The organism is Micromonospora sp. URMC 105 (assembly GCF_051386295.1).
Taxonomy (GTDB): domain Bacteria; phylum Actinomycetota; class Actinomycetes; order Mycobacteriales; family Micromonosporaceae; genus Micromonospora.
The window spans coordinates 12,295-28,404 of record NZ_JBPQTL010000073.1 but is presented as its reverse complement, the minus strand read 5'-3'; the positions used below and the strand labels follow the sequence as shown (position 1 = coordinate 28,404).

The 16,110-nt window shown below is 72.9% G+C and carries 16 protein-coding genes; 9 read left to right on the top strand and 7 right to left on the bottom strand.

Annotated elements, in window-relative coordinates:
- The 3 genes from ACSNN7_RS21160 to ACSNN7_RS21150 form a co-directional block, all read left to right on the top strand.
- A partial coding sequence (locus tag ACSNN7_RS21160; protein ID WP_436682678.1) for an FG-GAP-like repeat-containing protein occupies window positions 1-1,369 on the top strand: 1,369 nt, incomplete at its 5' end.
- A 63-nt stretch (window positions 1,370-1,432) separates the two neighbouring features.
- Complete coding sequence (locus ACSNN7_RS21155; RefSeq protein WP_436682677.1) at window positions 1,433-2,107, top strand: M15 family metallopeptidase; 675 nt, start codon at window positions 1,433-1,435, stop codon at window positions 2,105-2,107.
- Between the two features lie 17 nt (window positions 2,108-2,124).
- A complete protein-coding gene (locus ACSNN7_RS21150) occupies window positions 2,125-2,301 on the top strand; it encodes a hypothetical protein (protein WP_436682676.1) in 177 nt (58 codons plus the stop codon).
- A gap of 17 nt (window positions 2,302-2,318) precedes the next feature.
- Here the strand turns inward: ACSNN7_RS21150 and ACSNN7_RS21145 are convergent, their stop codons facing one another.
- The 3 genes from ACSNN7_RS21145 to ACSNN7_RS21135 form a co-directional block, all read right to left on the bottom strand.
- On the bottom strand, window positions 2,319-2,975 hold the full coding sequence (locus ACSNN7_RS21145) for an HAD family hydrolase (RefSeq protein WP_436682675.1): 657 nt from the start codon (window positions 2,973-2,975) through the stop codon (window positions 2,319-2,321).
- Between the two features lie 37 nt (window positions 2,976-3,012).
- A complete protein-coding gene (locus ACSNN7_RS21140) occupies window positions 3,013-3,837 on the bottom strand; it encodes an SCO6745 family protein (RefSeq protein ID WP_436682680.1) in 825 nt (274 codons plus the stop codon).
- Between the two features lie 142 nt (window positions 3,838-3,979).
- On the bottom strand, window positions 3,980-4,618 hold the full coding sequence (locus tag ACSNN7_RS21135) for an FKBP-type peptidyl-prolyl cis-trans isomerase (RefSeq protein ID WP_436682674.1): 639 nt from the start codon (window positions 4,616-4,618) through the stop codon (window positions 3,980-3,982).
- Window positions 4,619-4,868: 250 nt separating this feature from the next.
- Between ACSNN7_RS21135 and ACSNN7_RS21130 the strand changes: the two genes are divergently transcribed.
- Both ACSNN7_RS21130 and ACSNN7_RS21125 read left to right on the top strand, forming a co-directional pair.
- Window positions 4,869-7,319: a choice-of-anchor D domain-containing protein gene (locus tag ACSNN7_RS21130; RefSeq protein ID WP_436682673.1), complete on the top strand. Its 2,451-nt coding sequence runs from the start codon at window positions 4,869-4,871 to the stop codon at window positions 7,317-7,319.
- Window positions 7,320-7,472: 153 nt separating this feature from the next.
- Complete coding sequence (locus ACSNN7_RS21125; RefSeq protein ID WP_436682672.1) at window positions 7,473-7,865, top strand: PPOX class F420-dependent oxidoreductase; 393 nt, start codon at window positions 7,473-7,475, stop codon at window positions 7,863-7,865.
- Between the two features lie 51 nt (window positions 7,866-7,916).
- Here the strand turns inward: ACSNN7_RS21125 and ACSNN7_RS21120 are convergent, their stop codons facing one another.
- Window positions 7,917-8,924: a Ku protein gene (locus ACSNN7_RS21120; RefSeq protein WP_436682671.1), complete on the bottom strand. Its 1,008-nt coding sequence runs from the start codon at window positions 8,922-8,924 to the stop codon at window positions 7,917-7,919.
- A gap of 85 nt (window positions 8,925-9,009) precedes the next feature.
- Between ACSNN7_RS21120 and ligD (ACSNN7_RS21115) the strand changes: the two genes are divergently transcribed.
- Genes ligD (ACSNN7_RS21115) through ACSNN7_RS21105 form a run of 3 tightly spaced genes read left to right on the top strand, consistent with a single transcriptional unit; the run spans window position 9,010 to window position 12,054 of the window.
- The gene (gene ligD, locus ACSNN7_RS21115) at window positions 9,010-9,951 is read left to right on the top strand and encodes a non-homologous end-joining DNA ligase (protein WP_436682670.1); all 942 of its coding nucleotides are present in this window, start codon (window positions 9,010-9,012) and stop codon (window positions 9,949-9,951) included.
- The gene (gene ligD, locus ACSNN7_RS21110; RefSeq protein ID WP_436682669.1) at window positions 9,941-10,855 is read left to right on the top strand and encodes a non-homologous end-joining DNA ligase; all 915 of its coding nucleotides are present in this window, start codon (window positions 9,941-9,943) and stop codon (window positions 10,853-10,855) included. The genes ligD (ACSNN7_RS21115) and ligD (ACSNN7_RS21110) overlap by 11 nt, the downstream gene beginning before the upstream one ends.
- 41 nt (window positions 10,856-10,896) lie before the next feature.
- Complete coding sequence (locus tag ACSNN7_RS21105; RefSeq protein ID WP_436682668.1) at window positions 10,897-12,054, top strand: hypothetical protein; 1,158 nt, start codon at window positions 10,897-10,899, stop codon at window positions 12,052-12,054.
- On the opposite strand, the gene ACSNN7_RS21100 is transcribed toward ACSNN7_RS21105, so the two are convergent.
- The 3 genes from ACSNN7_RS21100 to ACSNN7_RS21090 all read right to left on the bottom strand — a co-directional run bounded on the left by ACSNN7_RS21100 (window position 11,984) and on the right by ACSNN7_RS21090 (window position 15,124).
- Window positions 11,984-12,709, bottom strand: a complete 726-nt coding sequence (locus tag ACSNN7_RS21100; protein WP_436682667.1) for a hypothetical protein — start codon at window positions 12,707-12,709, stop codon at window positions 11,984-11,986. The two genes, ACSNN7_RS21105 and ACSNN7_RS21100, sit on opposite strands and share 71 nt — an antisense overlap.
- Window positions 12,710-12,854: 145 nt before the next feature.
- Entirely contained in the window at window positions 12,855-13,979 is a 1,125-nt protein-coding gene (locus ACSNN7_RS21095; RefSeq protein ID WP_436682666.1) for a hypothetical protein, read from the bottom strand.
- Window positions 13,980-14,056: 77 nt separating this feature from the next.
- A complete protein-coding gene (locus tag ACSNN7_RS21090) occupies window positions 14,057-15,124 on the bottom strand; it encodes a hypothetical protein (protein ID WP_436682665.1) in 1,068 nt (355 codons plus the stop codon).
- Between the two features lie 225 nt (window positions 15,125-15,349).
- Between ACSNN7_RS21090 and ACSNN7_RS21085 the strand changes: the two genes are divergently transcribed.
- Window positions 15,350-16,093: a TIGR03089 family protein gene (locus ACSNN7_RS21085; RefSeq protein ID WP_436682664.1), complete on the top strand. Its 744-nt coding sequence runs from the start codon at window positions 15,350-15,352 to the stop codon at window positions 16,091-16,093.
- The last annotated feature ends 17 nt before the right edge of the window (window positions 16,094-16,110 follow it).

Here is a 16,110-nt window from a genome sequence, read left to right as displayed (position 1 = left end):
CTGGTCCCGGGTACGGCTACGGGACCACACCGTCGCGCAGGTGGTCGTCGGTGGCGTGGTCGGCGGTCTGGTCGCCGACGCCGGCTACACCACCCTCGCCTACAGCACCGCACCCTGCTCGTCCGTCGGCACCACCGCCGGAGACGCCGCCCTCGCCGCCACGCTGAACACCAGACTGAGCGCCAAGATGGACGGCTACATGGACGCGTACCGCGTCTCCTGCGCCCGGAAGGTGGTCCAGGCCGTGCAGGCCCGGGGCCTGCACCCGAGGGCCGCCACCATCGCCGTCACCACCACCATCGTCGAGACCGGCATCCGCAACATCGACGAGATGGTCGACCACGACAGCCTCGGCCTGTTCCAGCAGCGGGCGAGCTGGGGTACGGCCAGCCAGCGGCTCGACCCGACCTGGGCGACGAACGCCTTCCTCAACAGCATGCTGCGGAAGTTTCCGGACAACTCCTGGATGACCACCCAGATCGGCGTGGTCTGCCAGACGGTCCAGGTCTCCGCCTATCCGGACCGCTACCAGCCGGAGGCGGGCGACGCGCAGATCATCGTTGACGCGCTGTGGGGATCGAACGACTTCGACGGTGACGGCGACGCCGACGTGCTGGCGCGCAACGCGTCGACGAAGGACGTGCACCTGTACAAGGGCAACGGCTCCGGTGGCTTCACCTCGGGCACCGGCGCGGCGATCAGCAACAACTGGTCGGCGTTCGACATCGTCGTCAACGCGGGTGACTTCGACGGTGACGGGGACGCCGACGTGCTGGCGCGCAACGCGTCGACGAAGGACCTGCACCTGTACCGAGGCAACGGCTCCGGTGGCTTCGCCTCGGGCACCGGCGCGGCGATCAGCAACAACTGGTCCGCGTTCGACATGATCTTCCCGGCCGGTGACTTCGACGGCGACGGTGACTCGGACGTGCTGGCCCGTAACGCCTCGACCAAGGACCTGTGGCTGTACAAGGGCAGCGGCTCCGGTGGCTTCTCCGCCGGCGCGGGTGCGATCAGCAACAACTGGTCGGCCTTCGACCGGATCTTCTCGGTCGGTGACTTCGACGGCGACGGTGACCCGGACGTGCTGGCCCGTAACGCCTCGACCAAGAACCTGCACCTGTACAAGGGCAACGGCTCGGGCGGCTTCACCTCGGGCACCGGCGCGGCCATCAGCAACAACTGGTCGACCTTCGACATGATCTTCTCAGTCGGCGACTTCGACGGCGACGGGGACGGCGACGTGCTGGCGCGCAACGCGTCGACGAAGGATCTGCACCTGTACAAGGGCAACGGCTCCGGCGGCTTCACCTCGGGCACCGGCGCGGCCATCAGCAACAACTGGTCGGCCTTCGACCGCCTCTTCTGACCGCCTCCGCGGACGGGCCACCCGGCCATCGCCGGGTGGCCCGTCCGCCGTACCCGCTGGGGGATGTCCACCATGCCGCTGTACCTGCCGGAGCCCACCGGAGTTCGCGCGCCCGTCCGCCTCGTCGAGTGCGGCGATCCCTTGGTCGACGTCGGCGCGGTCGGCATCCTGGTCCGTCCGGCCGCCCACGACTCCGGCCCGTTCCTGCGGAGCGCCCTCGTCGACCGGCTGGTCGCCGCCCAGACCCTCCTGCCGCCGGGCCTGCGGCTGACCGTGGTCGGCGGATGGCGTCCGGCCGGTGCGGGACCGTGCCCCGTCGGGCGGGACCCCGGGTGGACCGGCCGGGCGAGGCTGGTGGACCGGATCAGCCGGCGAGCACCGCCGCACCGGGCGGACCCGCACCTCACCGGCGCGGCCGTCGACCTCACTCTGTGTGATAGCACCGGGATGGAGTTCGCACTCGGCAGCAGCCTCTACGCCCGGCCCGAGGAGTGCGACGGCGCCTGCCACACCGCGTCGCCGCTGGTGCCGCCCGAGCCCCGGGCGCGCCGGTTGCTGCTGGTCCACGCCCTGACCGCGATGAACCTCGTCAACTACCCGTCCGCCTGGTGGCACTGGTCGTACGGCGATCTGCACTGGGCGACGGTGACCGGTTCGGCGGTCGCCCGCTACGGGCCGGTGCCCGGTCCGCTGCCGCCGACCGATCCCGGGGGGCCCGCCGTCCGTATCACCGGGTAGCCGGTCGAGGAGGGGTCATGCGGGACGTACCAGAGTTGGCACCGACTCCGCACGTGACGCTTCGTGTCGGTGCCGACGTCGCGCCGCCGGCCCCGCCGGAGCCCGCCCGTGAGCCGGTCGAGGCGTCTCCGGCCGTCGGTGAGCGCCCCGAGGTCCCGTTCCTGCCCCGGTCCAGCCGCAGCCGCCGGATCTGACAACGGGCGGCCGGGGATCAGCCCAGCCGGTCCACGACCTCCGGGGTGAGGTCGTGCACCGAGGTCAGCACCACGGCGGCGAGGGCCGCGGCGTCCGGGTCCAACGGGTACGACCCGTGCGGGATCGCCACCACCGGCATGCCGGCGGCGGCCGCGGAGCGTACCCCGTTGGAGGAATCCTCGACCGCGACGCAGCGGGCCGGGTCGACGCCGAGCCGGTCGGCGACGGCCAGGTAGACGTCCGGCGCGGGCTTGCCCCGCGCGGTCTGCTCGGTGGAGAGGGTGACCCGGAAGGCGTCGGTGAGGTCCATGGCGGCCAGCGCCGCGGCGATCAGCCGGGTCGGCGACGAGCTGGCCAGCCCCAGCGGCCACCGCCCGGCGATCCGGCGCACCACCCGGTCGGCGTCGTCGATCAGGGGTACGTGGCGCGCGTACCGCCGGGTCATCTCCTCGACCACCTCGGTGGCGACCTGCCCGGCGTCGCGGTCGACGCCCAGCTCGGCGCTGAGGTAGTCGGCCCACTCGCCCGTGCTCATCCCCATCAGCCGGCGCTGGGTGTCCGGCTGCCAGGTGCCCCCGTGCGCGGCCACGTACGCCCGCCGGACCTCCTCCCAGACCGGCTCGGAGTCCACGATCACGCCGTCTAGGTCGAACACCACCGCATCCACCGTCACCCGCCCATCCTCCCCGACCGGGGCGGGCGGCGGGGCGTCAGCTCTGCAGGGCGGGCAGCCCGATGGGGCTGTTCTCCGGGATCACCGTGTGGCAGGCGCGGGCCATCGGTTCGAGCAGTTCGCGGAGGTGGTCGGTGCGGTCCGGGCCCAGCGCCCGCCAGGGCCGGGCGGCGGCGCGGTCGGTGGCGTCCTCGACGGCTTGGAAACCGGCCCGCCCGAGCTCGGTCGCCTCGCCCTCCGGGCCGAGCCAGCCACGCTCGGCCAGCCGGCTCCGTGCCGCGTGCCACTGCTCCTCCGACCAGCCCCGGCCGAGCAGGTTCTGCAGGGGTTGGTCCACCGCGACCCGCCAGGCCAGCGCCTCCACCGGATCGAGGTCGGCGGCGACCAGTGCGGCGATGTGCCCGTCGCCGCGGTGCTCGCGCAGCGTGGTGGCCGCCTGCCAGAGCCGGGCCAGAGGGTATTCACCGCGCGGCAGGGCGGCGTTGGCCGCGCCGAGCACCCGGCCGGCCGGCTCGATCGCCCCGGCGGCCTCCTCCAGCAGCTCCGCCGCCTCGGCCAGATGGGTCTCGGGCAGCTCGTAGGTCAGCTCGGCGAGGGCCTGCACGGCGCCGGTGAGCCGAGCCCGCAGCGCCTCCTGCGGGGTGGCCAGCCGCCAGACCGCCGGCAGCGCCCGGCTCACCATGGGCGGGGCGAAGGTGTAGAACGCGGCGATCACCGGGGCGGCGTCGGTGGGGCCCAGCGGCGCGGCCCGGCCGGCGAAGTAGCCCCGCCAGTAGCCACGCAGCCCGACCGCCTCGTACGCGGCCCGGGCCCGCGGATGGAAGTAGGTGACCGCGTGCAGAGGTTCGACGTGCGTCCACATCAGCCGGGCGGTCCGCCCGGGGTCGTCCAGCGCCGACACGCGCACCTCCGCAATGGTGAGGGGTCACCGTGACGCGGCGGAAACCGCCCACGGTGACCCCGAACCTACTGCGGGTAGGTGACGAGCGGGAAGACCCTGTGGGCTACTGCACCGCGAGCACGTCGACGACGAAGCGCAGCGGGCCGGCCGGGGCGCCCGGGCGCTGCGGCTTGTCGCCGTACGCGAGATCGGCCGGAATGTCCAGCTGCACCCGGCTGCCCACGGTCTGCCCCTGCAGGCCCTGGTCCCAGCCCGGGATCACGTTGCCCTGGCCGAGCATGAAGGAGAACGGCTCGGAGCGCTTCCAGGAGGCGTCGAACTCCTCGCCCGTCCGGTACGACACCCCGACGTAGTTGACGGTGATCTGCTGGCCGCTCTGGGCGGCGGCGCCGTTGCCCCGGATCAGCGGGGTGGCCTTCAGGCCGCTCAGCTCACCCTCGCCCTTGCCGGCCTGCGGCTTGCTGCACAGCGCCCGGTCGGCGCCGTCCGGCAGGGTCGGGAAGCCGCCCGGGCAGCCGGCGGGCGAGGCGGCCGGCTTCGGGGCCTCGTCGCCGCCCCGGGCCACCACGAAGACGCCCACGATCACCGCGATGACGGCGACGCCGGCGAGCGCCCCCAGCCAGGCCTGCCGGCGCCGCTTCGCCTCGGCGGCCTTCTGCGCCGCCAGCTGGGCGGCCAGCCGCCGCTGTGCCTTCGTCTCCGGGCCCTGGCCCGCCGACCGGTTCTGCGTACGCTCGCTCACGTCCTCGACTCCCTGCTGGTGTGGGTGACCGGCCCGTCGACCCGGTGCCGTGGCCAGCGCACACGGTACCCGGATCGATGCCGTGGGTGTCCCGTCGCCCGCCCGGTCTCCCACGCCCTGTCCGGCGACGACACGACCGGCCGACTCTGATGATCTTTTCGGTCAGTTGTCGGGTTACCGTGTTGCCGGTCGATCGATCCCCCACCTATGGTCCGCTGGCATTCTTTCTTCCCAAAGACGGGGGTCTTTCTTGCCCAACATCCGTGGCGTCCTCTCGGGCGTCATCGCCACGGTGGTCGTGACGACGGCGGTGTCCGGTCCCGCCGACGCGGCCCCGGCGGCGACCGCTCCCCACACCGCTCTCTCCGTCGACGGCAACCCCAACTCCTGGTGGTACCAGGGGACCCAGGTGTTCGACCAGGCCGACGGAGCCACCTTCACCGTCGGCGCGGCCGCCGGCGGCGAACTCAACCTCCGCGCCGAGCAGGGCGGCGACAACTGGACGTGGCGTCTGGCCCCGCCCACCGGCGCGACCTGGACCGCCGGGACCGCGTACCAGCTGGCCGGTTATCCCAGCGCCGATCACGCCCTCGCCGACGTGCAGCACGCCGGGGCGAGCTGCGACGAGGCCCCGGGCACGCTCACCGTCCGGGAGGCCACCACCGACCCGGAGACGGGTGCGTTGACCGCCTTCGCGGCGTCGTACGTCATCTCCTGCTACTCCAGCTACAACGACCTGCACGGCGAGATCCGGTGGAAGTCGTCGGTCGACTACGCCGCCGCTGCGACCGACGTCATGTCGCACAACTTCGGTGACCGGCTGGTGGGCAGCCCGCCGGTGACCCGGACGATCACGGTGACGTCGACCGGGTCGGCGGCCACCGTCTTCGGCACGGCCGGCTTCTGGTCCCCGACGACCGCCTTCTCGATCAGCGAGGACACCTGCTCGGGTACCACCCGGGTCCGTGGCGAGACCTGCACCGTCACGATCAGTGCCGCGCCGACCAAGCTGGGTGGCGACTGGACGTGGCTCCAGCTCCCCGACAACACGCTGCTCGGCAAGCGGTACGTGCAGCTCGGCGTCAACGGTCTGGACCCGCGTACGGTCGGCGTCTCCCCGGCCTCGCTCTCCTTCGGCGACCAGTACATCGCCGACCGGGGCCCGGCGAACTCCGTCACCGTGACCGGCACCAGCGCGGAGCCGACCACCTTCGGGGCGGCCACGATCACCGGCACCGACGCCTCGTCGTTCGTCGTCACCGCCGACACCTGCAGGGACGCGACGCTGCTCAAGGGTCAGACCTGCCGGGTGGACGTCGCGCCGACGCCGGCCGGCGGCGGCACCCGGCACGCGGTCCTGGAGCTGCCGAACGACAGCCTCAGCAGCCCGCGCACGGTCCCGCTGACCGTGAACGGCGTGATCGGCTCCCGGGGCACCTACTACCCGCTGTCCCCGGCGCGGATCATGGACACGCGTACCGGCAACGGTGCCGCGAAGGCGAAGCTGGGCCCGAACGGCACGGCCAACCTCCAGGTGACCGGCCGCGGCGGCGTCCCGTCCGCCGGCGTGTCCGCGGTGGTGCTCAACGTGACCGTCACCGAGCCGACGGCGTCGAGCTTCCTGACGGTGTACCCGTCCGGGAAGGCGAAGCCGAACGCCTCGTCGCTGAACTTCAAGCGGGGTTGGACCCGGTCCAACTCGGTGACGGTGGCCGTGGGCTCGGGCGGGAAGGTGGCGGTCAACAACAGCTCGGGCTACACCCACGCCATCGTCGACGTGGTCGGCTTCTACGCCGGCGACAACAGCTTCGTGACCACCAACCGTGGCGTCGGTGGGCAGTTCCTGCCGGTGGTCCCGCGACGGCTCTTCGACAGCCGCAGCGACTGGGGGCGGAAGCTGCCGGCCGACCACCAGGTGCGGCTGGCGCTGAACTACGGCTACGACGCCAACTGGCGGATGCGCGCCGCGGTTCTCAACATCACCGCGGTGTCGCCGACGTCCAACGGTTTCCTGACCGCGTGGAACGGTGAATGGCCGGAGCCGAAGACGTCCACCGTCAACTACAAGGCGAGGTCCGTCACCCCCAACCTGGCGGTCGTGCCGCTGCGGCGCTGCTACGACTGCCCGTGGAGTTCGGAGTTGCCGACCTTCGGCGTCTACACGTTGAAGGACACCCACGTGATCGTGGACATCGTCGGCTTCATCGACGACTCCGGCCTGCGCAACGGTCTGCGCTTCAACCCGCGGACGCCGACCCGGATCGTGGACAGCCGCGTGGGCCAGGGCCTGCCGGTCAACCTCGGTCCCGGCAGGAGCGGCGTGGTCACCACGCCCGGCGCGGTGGCGACGGCCGACACGCGTGCGCTGGCGCTCAACGTCACCGCGGTGGCCCCCACCGCCAGCACCGTCCTGAAGGTGTGGCCGAACGGCATCACCGGCATCGACCGGCCGGAGGCCAGCAACCTGAACGCCGCAGCCGGGGAGACGGTGGCCAACGCGGCCGTCACCCTGATCGGCCCGACCGACCGGTTCAACGTCTACAACCACTCGGGAACCACCGGGGTGGTCGCCGACGTGGTCGGCACCTTCTGGCTCTATCCGGGCACCGCCGGCACCACCGTACGTGGCCTCACCACGGGCGCTCCGCCCGCGGAGCCCACCCCGGGCGAGATGCCCGAGCCGGACCTCGCGCGGCGATGAACGGCTGAACGAGGAAGCACGAACGGGCGGTGGCCGGCGACGGCCACCGCCCGTTCCGCGTCTGCGCGGGCGTGTCGCTCAGCCAGTCGAGCACGAGCGGAACTTGTGCCGAGGAGCCGCCGCAGTGGACGGCCCGGCGGTAGGTTCTGGACCATGGCGATCCTCACCGACGAAGACCTGGTCCTGCTCTCCGAGCCCCAGCTGGCCCACGTGGCGACCGTCGAGCCCGACGGCACCCCGCACGTCACCCCGGTCTGGGTGGACACCGACGGCGAGCACATCATGTTCAACACCGCCCGGGGGCGGCAGAAGTACCACAACATCGAGCGCAACCCGATGGTGGCGGTCTCCGTGGTGGACAAGGCCGACGACTTCCGCACGCTCTGGGTGAAGGGCACCGCCGAGCTGGTCAGCGAGGGCGCCGACGAGCACATCGACCGGATGGCGAAGAAGTACCTCGGGCAGGACACCTACCCGTTCCGGCAGCCGGGCGAGGAGCGGGTGATCGTCCGGATCACCCCCACCCAGAAGCTCGGCCGCGGCTGACCGTCGGCGGGGGCCCCGGCGTACGCCGTCGGTGGCCCCCGGCCCGGACGCTCAGGCGGTCTTGCGGGGGGCGGCCTTCTTCGCGGCAGCCTTTTTCGCCGGCGCCTTGGCGGCCTTCTTCTCCGCGGTCTTCTTGGCGGCCTTCTTCGCCGGTTCCGCCTTCTTCGCGGCGGCCTTCTTCTCCGCCGCCTTCTTCGGCGGGGCCTTCGCGGCCTTCTTCGCCGAGCGGGCCGCGGAGATCGGCGTCGGCTCGCCCGCGCCGGCGCCGGCCGGCTCCTCGCCCCGGGCCGCCTTGGCCCGCTCGACGGAGGCCTTCAGCGCGGCCATCAGGTCCACCGCGGCGGCCGGGGCGGCCTCTTCCTCCTCCGGCTGCACCACCTCCCGTCCCTCGACCTTGGCGTCGATGACCTCCTGCAACGCCGCCCGGTAGTCGTCGGTGAAGGCGTCCGGCTCGAACGTGCCGGCCATCGAGTCGATCAGGGAGCTGGCCATCGCCAGCTCCGGCGGACGGACCTTCAGGTCCTCGTCGAGGAACCCGAAGTCGGGGGTACGCACCTCGTCGGGCCAGAGCATCGTGTTGAGCAGCAGCACGCCCTCGCGGACCCGCAGGGTGGCCAACTGCTCGCGCTGGCGCAGCGCCACCTTGACGATCGCCACCCGCTCGGAGTCGGCGAGCGCGTCGCGCAGCAGCACGTACGGCTTGGTCGCCGAGCCCTCCGGCTCCAGGAAGTACGCCTTGTTGTAGAGGATCGGGTCGACCTGCTCGGCCGGGACGAACTCCAGCACGTCGATGGCGCGTGAGCTGGTCAGCGGCAGCTCGGCGAAGTCCTCGTCGGTCAGGATCACCATCTCGCCGCCGCCGAGGTCGTAGCCCTTGGCGATGTCGTCGTAGGTGACCTCCTCGCCGCAGACCTGGCAGGTGCGCTTGTAGCGGATCCGCCCCCCGTCGGCGCGGTGCACCTGGTGGAAACGGATGTCCTTCTCCTCGGTGGCCGAGTAGAGCTTCACCCCGATCGACACCAGCCCGAAGGACACGGCTCCCTTCCAGATCGCCCGCATGCCGCGCTCCTCTCCCCGGTTCTGACCAGAATCGCAAACGATCGAACGGGGCGCACGCTCTTCGCTGCGCAACTACAGTCGAAAGGTGCCCGGCGCGCCGCTGAAGCCGATGCTCGCGATGACCGGGCCGCTCCCGGTGGATGACGGCTGGGCGTACGAGTTCAAGTGGGACGGGGTCCGGGCGCTGGCCGACATCACCGGCGGCCGGCAGCACCTGTACGCGCGCAGCGGCGTGGAGATCACCGCCGCGTACCCCGAGCTGATCACCCTGGCCGAGCAGGTCGACGACGCGCTGCTCGACGGCGAGGTGGTGCTCTTCAACCAGACCGGGCAGCCGTCGTTCACCGCGCTGGCCGAGCGGATGCACGTCCGGGACCGGGCGAAGGCGGCCCGGCTCGCGGCGGCGGCCCCGGTGACGTACATGATCTTCGACCTGCTCCGGCTCGGCGGCGAGGACCTGACCGGCCGCTCCTACCTGCAGCGGCGGGAGGCGCTGGAGGGGCTCGGCCTCGGCGCGGCCCGGTGGGCGGTGCCGCCGGTCTTCGCCGACGGCGCGGCCACCTACGAGGCGGCCGGCGAGCACGGGCTGGAAGGGGTGATGGCCAAGCGGGTCGACTCGCTCTACCGGGCCGGGGTGCGCTCGCCCGACTGGGTGAAGGTCAAGCTGGAGGTCACCGGCGACTTCGTCATCGGCGGCTGGCGGCCCGGCGCGCGGAAGATCGGCGGGCTGCTGGTCGGGGTGCCCCGGCCGGACGGGCGGCTCACCTACCGGGGGCGGGTCGGCGGCGGGATCGGCGCGGCGCTGGAGCGGGAATTGCTGCGCGAGCTGGAGCCGCTGCGTCAGGCGGAGTCGCCGTTCGCCGGTGACGTGCCGCGCGAGGATGCCCGGGGCGCGATCTGGGTAACACCCCGGGTCGTGGTGGAGGTGAAGTACGGCCAGCGCACCCCGGACGGGCGACTGCGGTTCCCCCGGGTGCTGCGGCTGCGGCCGGACAAGCCACCGGAGGAGGTCGACGATGCCGGCTGAACGGTTCCGGGTGGAGGTCGAGGGGCGCACGCTGGAGCTGTCCAACCTGGACAAGGTGCTCTACCCCGAGGCCGGTTTCACCAAGGGCGAGGTGATCGACTACTACACGCGGATCGCCCCGGTGCTGCTGCCGCACCTCGCCGACCGCGCGCTGACCCGGATCCGCTTCCCCAACGGGGTGACCGGCGGCTCGTTCTTCGAGAAGAACGCCCCGGCCGCGACCCCCGACTGGGTACGCACCGAGACGCTGCCCGCGCCCGGGTCGAGCAAGGGGCGGGAGACCATCGACTACGTGGTCGCCGACGACCTGCCCACCCTGGTCTGGCTGGCGAATCTCGCCGCGCTGGAGCTGCACACGCCGCAGTGGAAGGTGGGCGAGCACCCCGACATGATGGTCGTCGACCTGGACCCGGGCGCGCCGGCGGCGCTGCGGCAGTGCTGCCAGGTGGCGCTGCTGATGCGCGACCGGCTGGCCGAGGACGGGGTGGAGTCCTATCCGAAGACCTCGGGGAAGAAGGGCATGCAGCTCTGCTGCCCGATCGCCGGCACCCAGGACGCCGACGACGTGTCCGCGTACGCGCGGCGCATCGCCCAGGAGCTGGAGAAGGCGCACCCCAAGCTGATCGTGTCGAAGATGGCGAAGAACCTGCGGCCGGGGAAGGTCTTCATCGACTGGAGCCAGAACAACGCGGCGAAGACGACGGTGGCGCCGTACTCGCTGCGCGCCCAGTCGGTGCCGTCGGCGTCGACCCCGCTGACCTGGGACGAGGTGGAGGCCGGGGCGGCCGGGAAGCGGCCGGCGACGAAGCCGTACACGGCGACCGAGGTGCTCAAGCGGGTGGAGAAGCAGGGCGACCTGCTCGCCCCGCTGCTCGACGGCGGCCCGGAGCTGCCCGCGCCCTGACCGGGACATCCTCACGCCTCGATGTCCCGCTACAGTGACCCATGGACAGCGGTGAACTCGTCAGTGCCCTGCGCACCCTGCCGGCGCTCCAGATCCGTGCGGACGGAGCCGAGCTGCGCGTGACCGTGCCGGCCATCGACGACGCCGTACGGCTGCACCCCGACTCCGTCCTGCGGGCCCGGCAGATCTTCTCCCCGCGCGGCGACCCGGCCCTGGAACTGGCGGTACGGCAGGACGAGGGGCTGCAACCCCTGATCGTCCTCAACGACGACGTGGTCTGGGCGCCGGTCGATCCCGCCGCTCAGCTCGACAGCATCATCCCGGTGCGGATCGCGGACGCCCCGCCGCTCGTCGCGTACACGGAGATGGACCGCAACGCCGCCGACGCGCCACGCGCCCTGGACGGGCCGATGGTCGACGTCGACGCGGTCAGCGCCACCCTGCTGCTACACCGCTGCTTCATCGTCGGCGCCATGCGGTTCGGGCTCCGGCCGGTACGCGCGGCGGCCTGGTGGCAGCACCTCGCCACCAGACTGGGCGACGACTTCTGCCTCGGCCGGTTCCGGCCCGACCCGCACTTCGACGCGCTGCTGGCGGAGGCCGCCGCGGTACGGCTGCTGCGCCGGCCGCCACCCCCGGCGCGGGATCTCCGGGCCGAGATCGACGCCCTAGCGGTCGCCGACCTGACGGCGCTGGAGCCGGTGATGACGGTGGCCCGGGCGGACGAGGAGTTCATCGCGGCCTGGCGGCGCTGGGTGCCGATCCCGCCGCGCCGGTTCCGTGAGCTGCTGGCGGCGGGTCTGCCGGAGGCGCGGTTCGAGGTGTCGCTCTACCCCGACGGCGGCGGTGCCGTCGACCTGCGGATCGCGCCGGACGGCACCCTGCACGCCCTGCTCGGGCTGCGCTTCTCCTTTCCGGAGCGGCGCGCGTCGCTCGACGAGATCCGGCTCACCGACCAGGCGACGGGCACCGGACTGTTCCAACGACTCATGTTCAACACCGAAGAACTCAGCCGGGAACTGGGGATGGCCTCGATCAGCCTGCTGGCCACCGGCGTCGGCTCGTACGCGCTGGCCCGCTACGGCGGCTATCCCCGCGACCCAGAGCTGGGCGCGCTCGGGGGCGGAGTCACCGACCCGCCAGGTCCCGCCGCAACTGGGCGAACGCCTCCGGCCCGACGGTCTCCCGAGTCGCCGTGAGCAACCGGGCGCAGAGCGCCGACGCGGTCTCCAGCCCGGCCCGGGCCTGTTCGATCTCCCGCAGCACCGGGTCGCGCTCGGCGTCGGTGGCGGTGCGGATGTCGCGTACCTCCCGGCGGCGCACGTCGCGTACCTCGTCGGCCACCACCAGCACGAAGTCCGTCCGATCCAGGTCCAGCGAGGCGGAGGCGGCGTCGGGCCGGCTCGCCGCCACCGCCCGGGTGACGCTCTCGGCGGGCAGGAAGAGCAGCGTGGTGGTGGAGTACTCACTCACCGCCGCCTGCTGCTGCCAGCGGGCCAGCAGCCCTGACTTCGCGTCGAGGAACGGTGCCACGCTGAGGGCGAACTCCACCTCGACGGTGGCGAGCAGCGGACGCGCGGTCTCGATCCTGCTCCTGAGCTGATCCACCAGGGTGGACTGGCGGCGCAGCGCGGCGGCGAACTCCGTCAGGTCGTCGGGCCGGGCGGTGCCCGAGACGATCGTCCCGGCGAGGGCGAGGATCCGGTTGCCGGTGAGACACAGCTCCTGGAGGGCCACGACCACGGCCATCAGCTCGGCTGCGACCTTCGCGTCCTTGGACACCACCCGCCGGTCGAGCAGCCGGGTGAGATACGAGCCGACGAGCTGCACGACCGTCGACAACAGTTCGCCCATTGCGACTGCCCCGTTCCAGAGGGATGTGGCGCGAGTGTAATCGGCCCGCCGTGGCCGGGTCCTTCCTCGTCCGCCCGGCGAGGTGACCGGCTGGTGGGCGCGGGCCGGCGACGCCAGGAGGCCAGGCCGTCGCCGGCCCGCCGGATCAGGCCGCCGGCCAGGTGGTGTACGACACCCGCACGTTGAGGTTCGCCGGCACACCCAGGTACGCGTAGCAACGCACGGTGACGAGGGTGTCCGAGAGGCCGACCGGGGACCAGCCCGCCACGGCGCAGTACCCGTGCGGGGGCCGGTCGAAGTCGTTGCGGAAGGCGTTGACGAAGGCCGTGCCGTACGCCGCGCCCGTGCCGTTGATCCGCATCTCGTAGTGACCGGTGCCGAGGTGCCGGCCGTCGGCATTGGCGAATCCCGGGAGGGTCGAGTTCCAGTTCTCCCCCCAGACCACGCCGTCGCCGTCGGCCTGCTCGCCGTAGAGGACGCCGGTGTGCATGCGCGGGCCGGTGGAGTGACCGAGCAGGTCCACCTTGTTGCCGTAGGTGACCGCGAACCGGGCGTCGACCAGGTTGCCGGCGGCGTTGCGGCACCACACGTCGTGCATGTCCGGCGGGCCGATCTGGCAGTGCACGCCGGTGCTGCCCACGGCCGTCACGTGCGACATGGGGAAGGAGTAGTCGTACCGGTAGGTCAGGTGGAAGCGGTAGTGACCGGTGGCGATCCGCTCGTAGCGGATCTCGCCGCCGACGGAGTCGTACCGGTAGGTGGCCGGCAGGGTGCGCATCCCGACGGGGGCCGCCTGGTCGGTGACGAACCAGGTGAACCGGCCGTCACCGGTCCACCGGGCGTTGCTGTAGGTGAGCACGAAGCGGCTGTCCACCGCGGCGCCGGTCGCGGCGAAGCAGCGCACCTGGATCAGCAGGTCGGGGGCGACCAGGCTGCGGTACCAGCCGGCGGTGGTGCAGAAGACCGGCCCGCTGCCGTACGCCACGACGTGCGGGACACCGCCGCGGACCGGCGCCTGCTCCAGCACCACCGTGTACGCCCCGGTGCCGGTGCGCCGGATCAGCACCCCGCCCTCGGTGTTGGTGGCGGTGTAGCCCCAGCTCGGCCGGTACTCGGCGGTGGTCGGTGCGTTCGCCCAGACGGTGGCGGTGACCGTCGGCTCGACTCCGGGCAGCGGGTCGGCCTGAGCGGGCACCGCCGCCCCGGCCAGCGTGGCGGCGACCAGCAGGGCCGTCAGCGCGGTCAGCGCGCGGCGGGTTCGTCTCCGCATGGCGGTGGACCTCCGTCCTGGGCTTCCTGGGTGTACGGGCGGATGCTGCCCCGCACCGCGAAGTCTGCCAACGCTTGTCAATGCGTCGAGCCGTTCCCGCGAGCCTCCGCCCGCTCGTCCGCCGGAGGCCGCCGGCGCAGCCGGTGGAAGGCGCCGACTGTCAGGGCGAGCACGACCACGGTGCCCACCACGTCGCCGACCAGCGCCTCCGTCGGCGACGCCGGGGCGTAGCTCGGCACGACGTACGCGATTGCGGCGGCGACGAGCAGACCGGCCGCCCAGGCGGCGAGGACGTGCCGCTGACTCCAGTCCGCGCGCCGGGACCAGCGCACCACCAGTACGGCCACCGCGACGGCAGCGGCCAGTTGCCAGCCCACCCGGACCCAGCCGCTCAGCGGCACGGTGCTCAGGTGCGCGCCGAGCACCACCAGGCCGACCCACCCCGGGTGTGGGGCAGTAGCGACCACCCGTCGGGGCGTACGCCGCCACCGGGGCAGCAGGGCCGCCGCGACGAGCAGGAGCACGGTCAGCACCGCAACGGCCGCCTGCACCGGGCTGAGCAGGAAACCCTTCCGGCCGGCCGAGTCGTCGGTGAAGATCATCAGGCTGCCGAGGGCGAAAAGCACTCCGGTCAGCAGCAGTCCCCAGCGGCCCAACCACGGCCGGTGCCGCCAGCGCGCGCCGACGTACGACTCCACCAGTGCGATCGGCGCGCAGATGCTCAGGGCGACGTGGTTGCCGACGAAGTCGATCGCCTGCTCGGCGCTGAAGCCCAGCCCCGGCACCCGCGTCCCGGCGGCCTCCGCGCCGGACTCGGCGAACTCCGTGTCGGCCAGGAATGCCGGGTTGAACAGCGACTGGTCGACCAGGCCGGCCTGGTACACGCCGAACGCCGCAGCGAGCAGAACGATCGCCGGCCAGCCGCCGCCGGTCCGCCGGGCGGTCTCCCGGACCAGCATCGCCGCGCCCCCGTACAGCGGGGCCAGCACGACCACGACGAAGAGCTGGTCCACGGCCGTGAAACCACCCCACGAGCACTCGGCGGCCCAGGGGGCGAGCGCCAGCAGCGCCAGCACGGGCCTGGCTCGCCGCCAGCGGCCCGGCGCCGACGGTGGGTGGGCGGCGCTGACCTGCGGACCGGACATCATGGACCTCCCGCCGCGCGGTCGGTTGACCCCGCTGCACCAACCCTGCGGCCGCCACCGGTCCAGGCGATAGCGCCGAGGGTCGATGACGCGTCGACGAGGGTCGGCGTCCGGATCCCGTCGGCGCGGCCTTCAGGGGCCGGGCACGGCGGCGTCGGGCCGGGGCGGCCCGGTGGCTCGCGTCGGTGGCTAGGGTGAGGCGACCCGACCGAAGGAGTGCCGTCGATGACCGGTCAGCTCGTCACCGCCAGCGCCGTCGTCACCGCCACCGCGCCGGACTCACCGCTGCTCACCTACCTCGACGACGCGACCGGGGAACGGACCGACCTGACCGCGCGACAGCTCGGCCACTGGGCGGCCCGCTGCGCCGGGCTGCTGCGCGACGGTTGCGGGCTGCGCCCCGGTGACCGGGTGGCGGTGCTGCTGCCGCCGCACTGGCGTACCGCGGCGGTGCTGCTCGGCGCCTGGTCGGTCGGACTGGCGGTGTCGTACCGGCCGCGGGCCACCGCCGGGCTGCCGGTGCTCGAACCGGGCGGCGACCTGCCGTACGACGCGGTGTTCGTGACCCCGGAACGCCTCGACGACTGGCTGGAGGACGTACCCGAGGGGACGCACCGCTACCTCGTCGGCACCGGGCCCGGTCCGCTGGCCGACGTGCCCCTGGGCTGGCTCGACTGGTCCGCCGAGGTGCTCCGGCATCCGGCCACCCCGCCCGATCACCACGCCGTTCGGGCTGCCGACCCGGCCACCCCGGACGGCACCAGCTACGGCGAGTGGGGCGCGCTGGCGCACGAGGTCGCCGCCCAGCTCGGCCTGCGGGCGGGGGATCGCCTCCTGGTCGACGCGGGCGAGCACGAGCAACCGCTGAAGTGGCTGCTCGCCCCGCTGTCGGTCGGTGCGTCCGTGATCATCCACCGCGACGTGGCCGCCGACCGGCTCGCCGCCGAACGGGTCACCCACGTCCTCTGAGCCCGGCACCGGGTCTG

Bases quoted from the DNA above. Each gene is read 5' to 3' on its own strand.
- ACSNN7_RS21155 (WP_436682677.1), top strand. From the start codon at position 1,433: ATGTCCACCATGCCGCTGTACCTGCCGGAGCCCACCGGAGTTCGCGCG.
- ACSNN7_RS21150 (WP_436682676.1), top strand. From the start codon at position 2,125: ATGCGGGACGTACCAGAGTTGGCACCGACTCCGCACGTGACGCTTCGT.
- ACSNN7_RS21140 (WP_436682680.1), bottom strand. From the start codon at position 3,837: ATGTGGACGCACGTCGAACCTCTGCACGCGGTCACCTACTTCCATCCG.
- ACSNN7_RS21125 (WP_436682672.1), top strand. From the start codon at position 7,473: ATGGCGATCCTCACCGACGAAGACCTGGTCCTGCTCTCCGAGCCCCAG.
- ACSNN7_RS21120 (WP_436682671.1), bottom strand. From the start codon at position 8,924: ATGCGGGCGATCTGGAAGGGAGCCGTGTCCTTCGGGCTGGTGTCGATC.
- ligD (WP_436682669.1), top strand. From the start codon at position 9,941: ATGCCGGCTGAACGGTTCCGGGTGGAGGTCGAGGGGCGCACGCTGGAG.
- ACSNN7_RS21105 (WP_436682668.1), top strand. From the start codon at position 10,897: ATGGACAGCGGTGAACTCGTCAGTGCCCTGCGCACCCTGCCGGCGCTC.
- ACSNN7_RS21100 (WP_436682667.1), bottom strand. From the start codon at position 12,709: ATGGGCGAACTGTTGTCGACGGTCGTGCAGCTCGTCGGCTCGTATCTC.
- ACSNN7_RS21095 (WP_436682666.1), bottom strand. From the start codon at position 13,979: ATGCGGAGACGAACCCGCCGCGCGCTGACCGCGCTGACGGCCCTGCTG.
- ACSNN7_RS21090 (WP_436682665.1), bottom strand. From the start codon at position 15,124: ATGTCCGGTCCGCAGGTCAGCGCCGCCCACCCACCGTCGGCGCCGGGC.
- ACSNN7_RS21085 (WP_436682664.1), top strand. From the start codon at position 15,350: ATGACCGGTCAGCTCGTCACCGCCAGCGCCGTCGTCACCGCCACCGCG.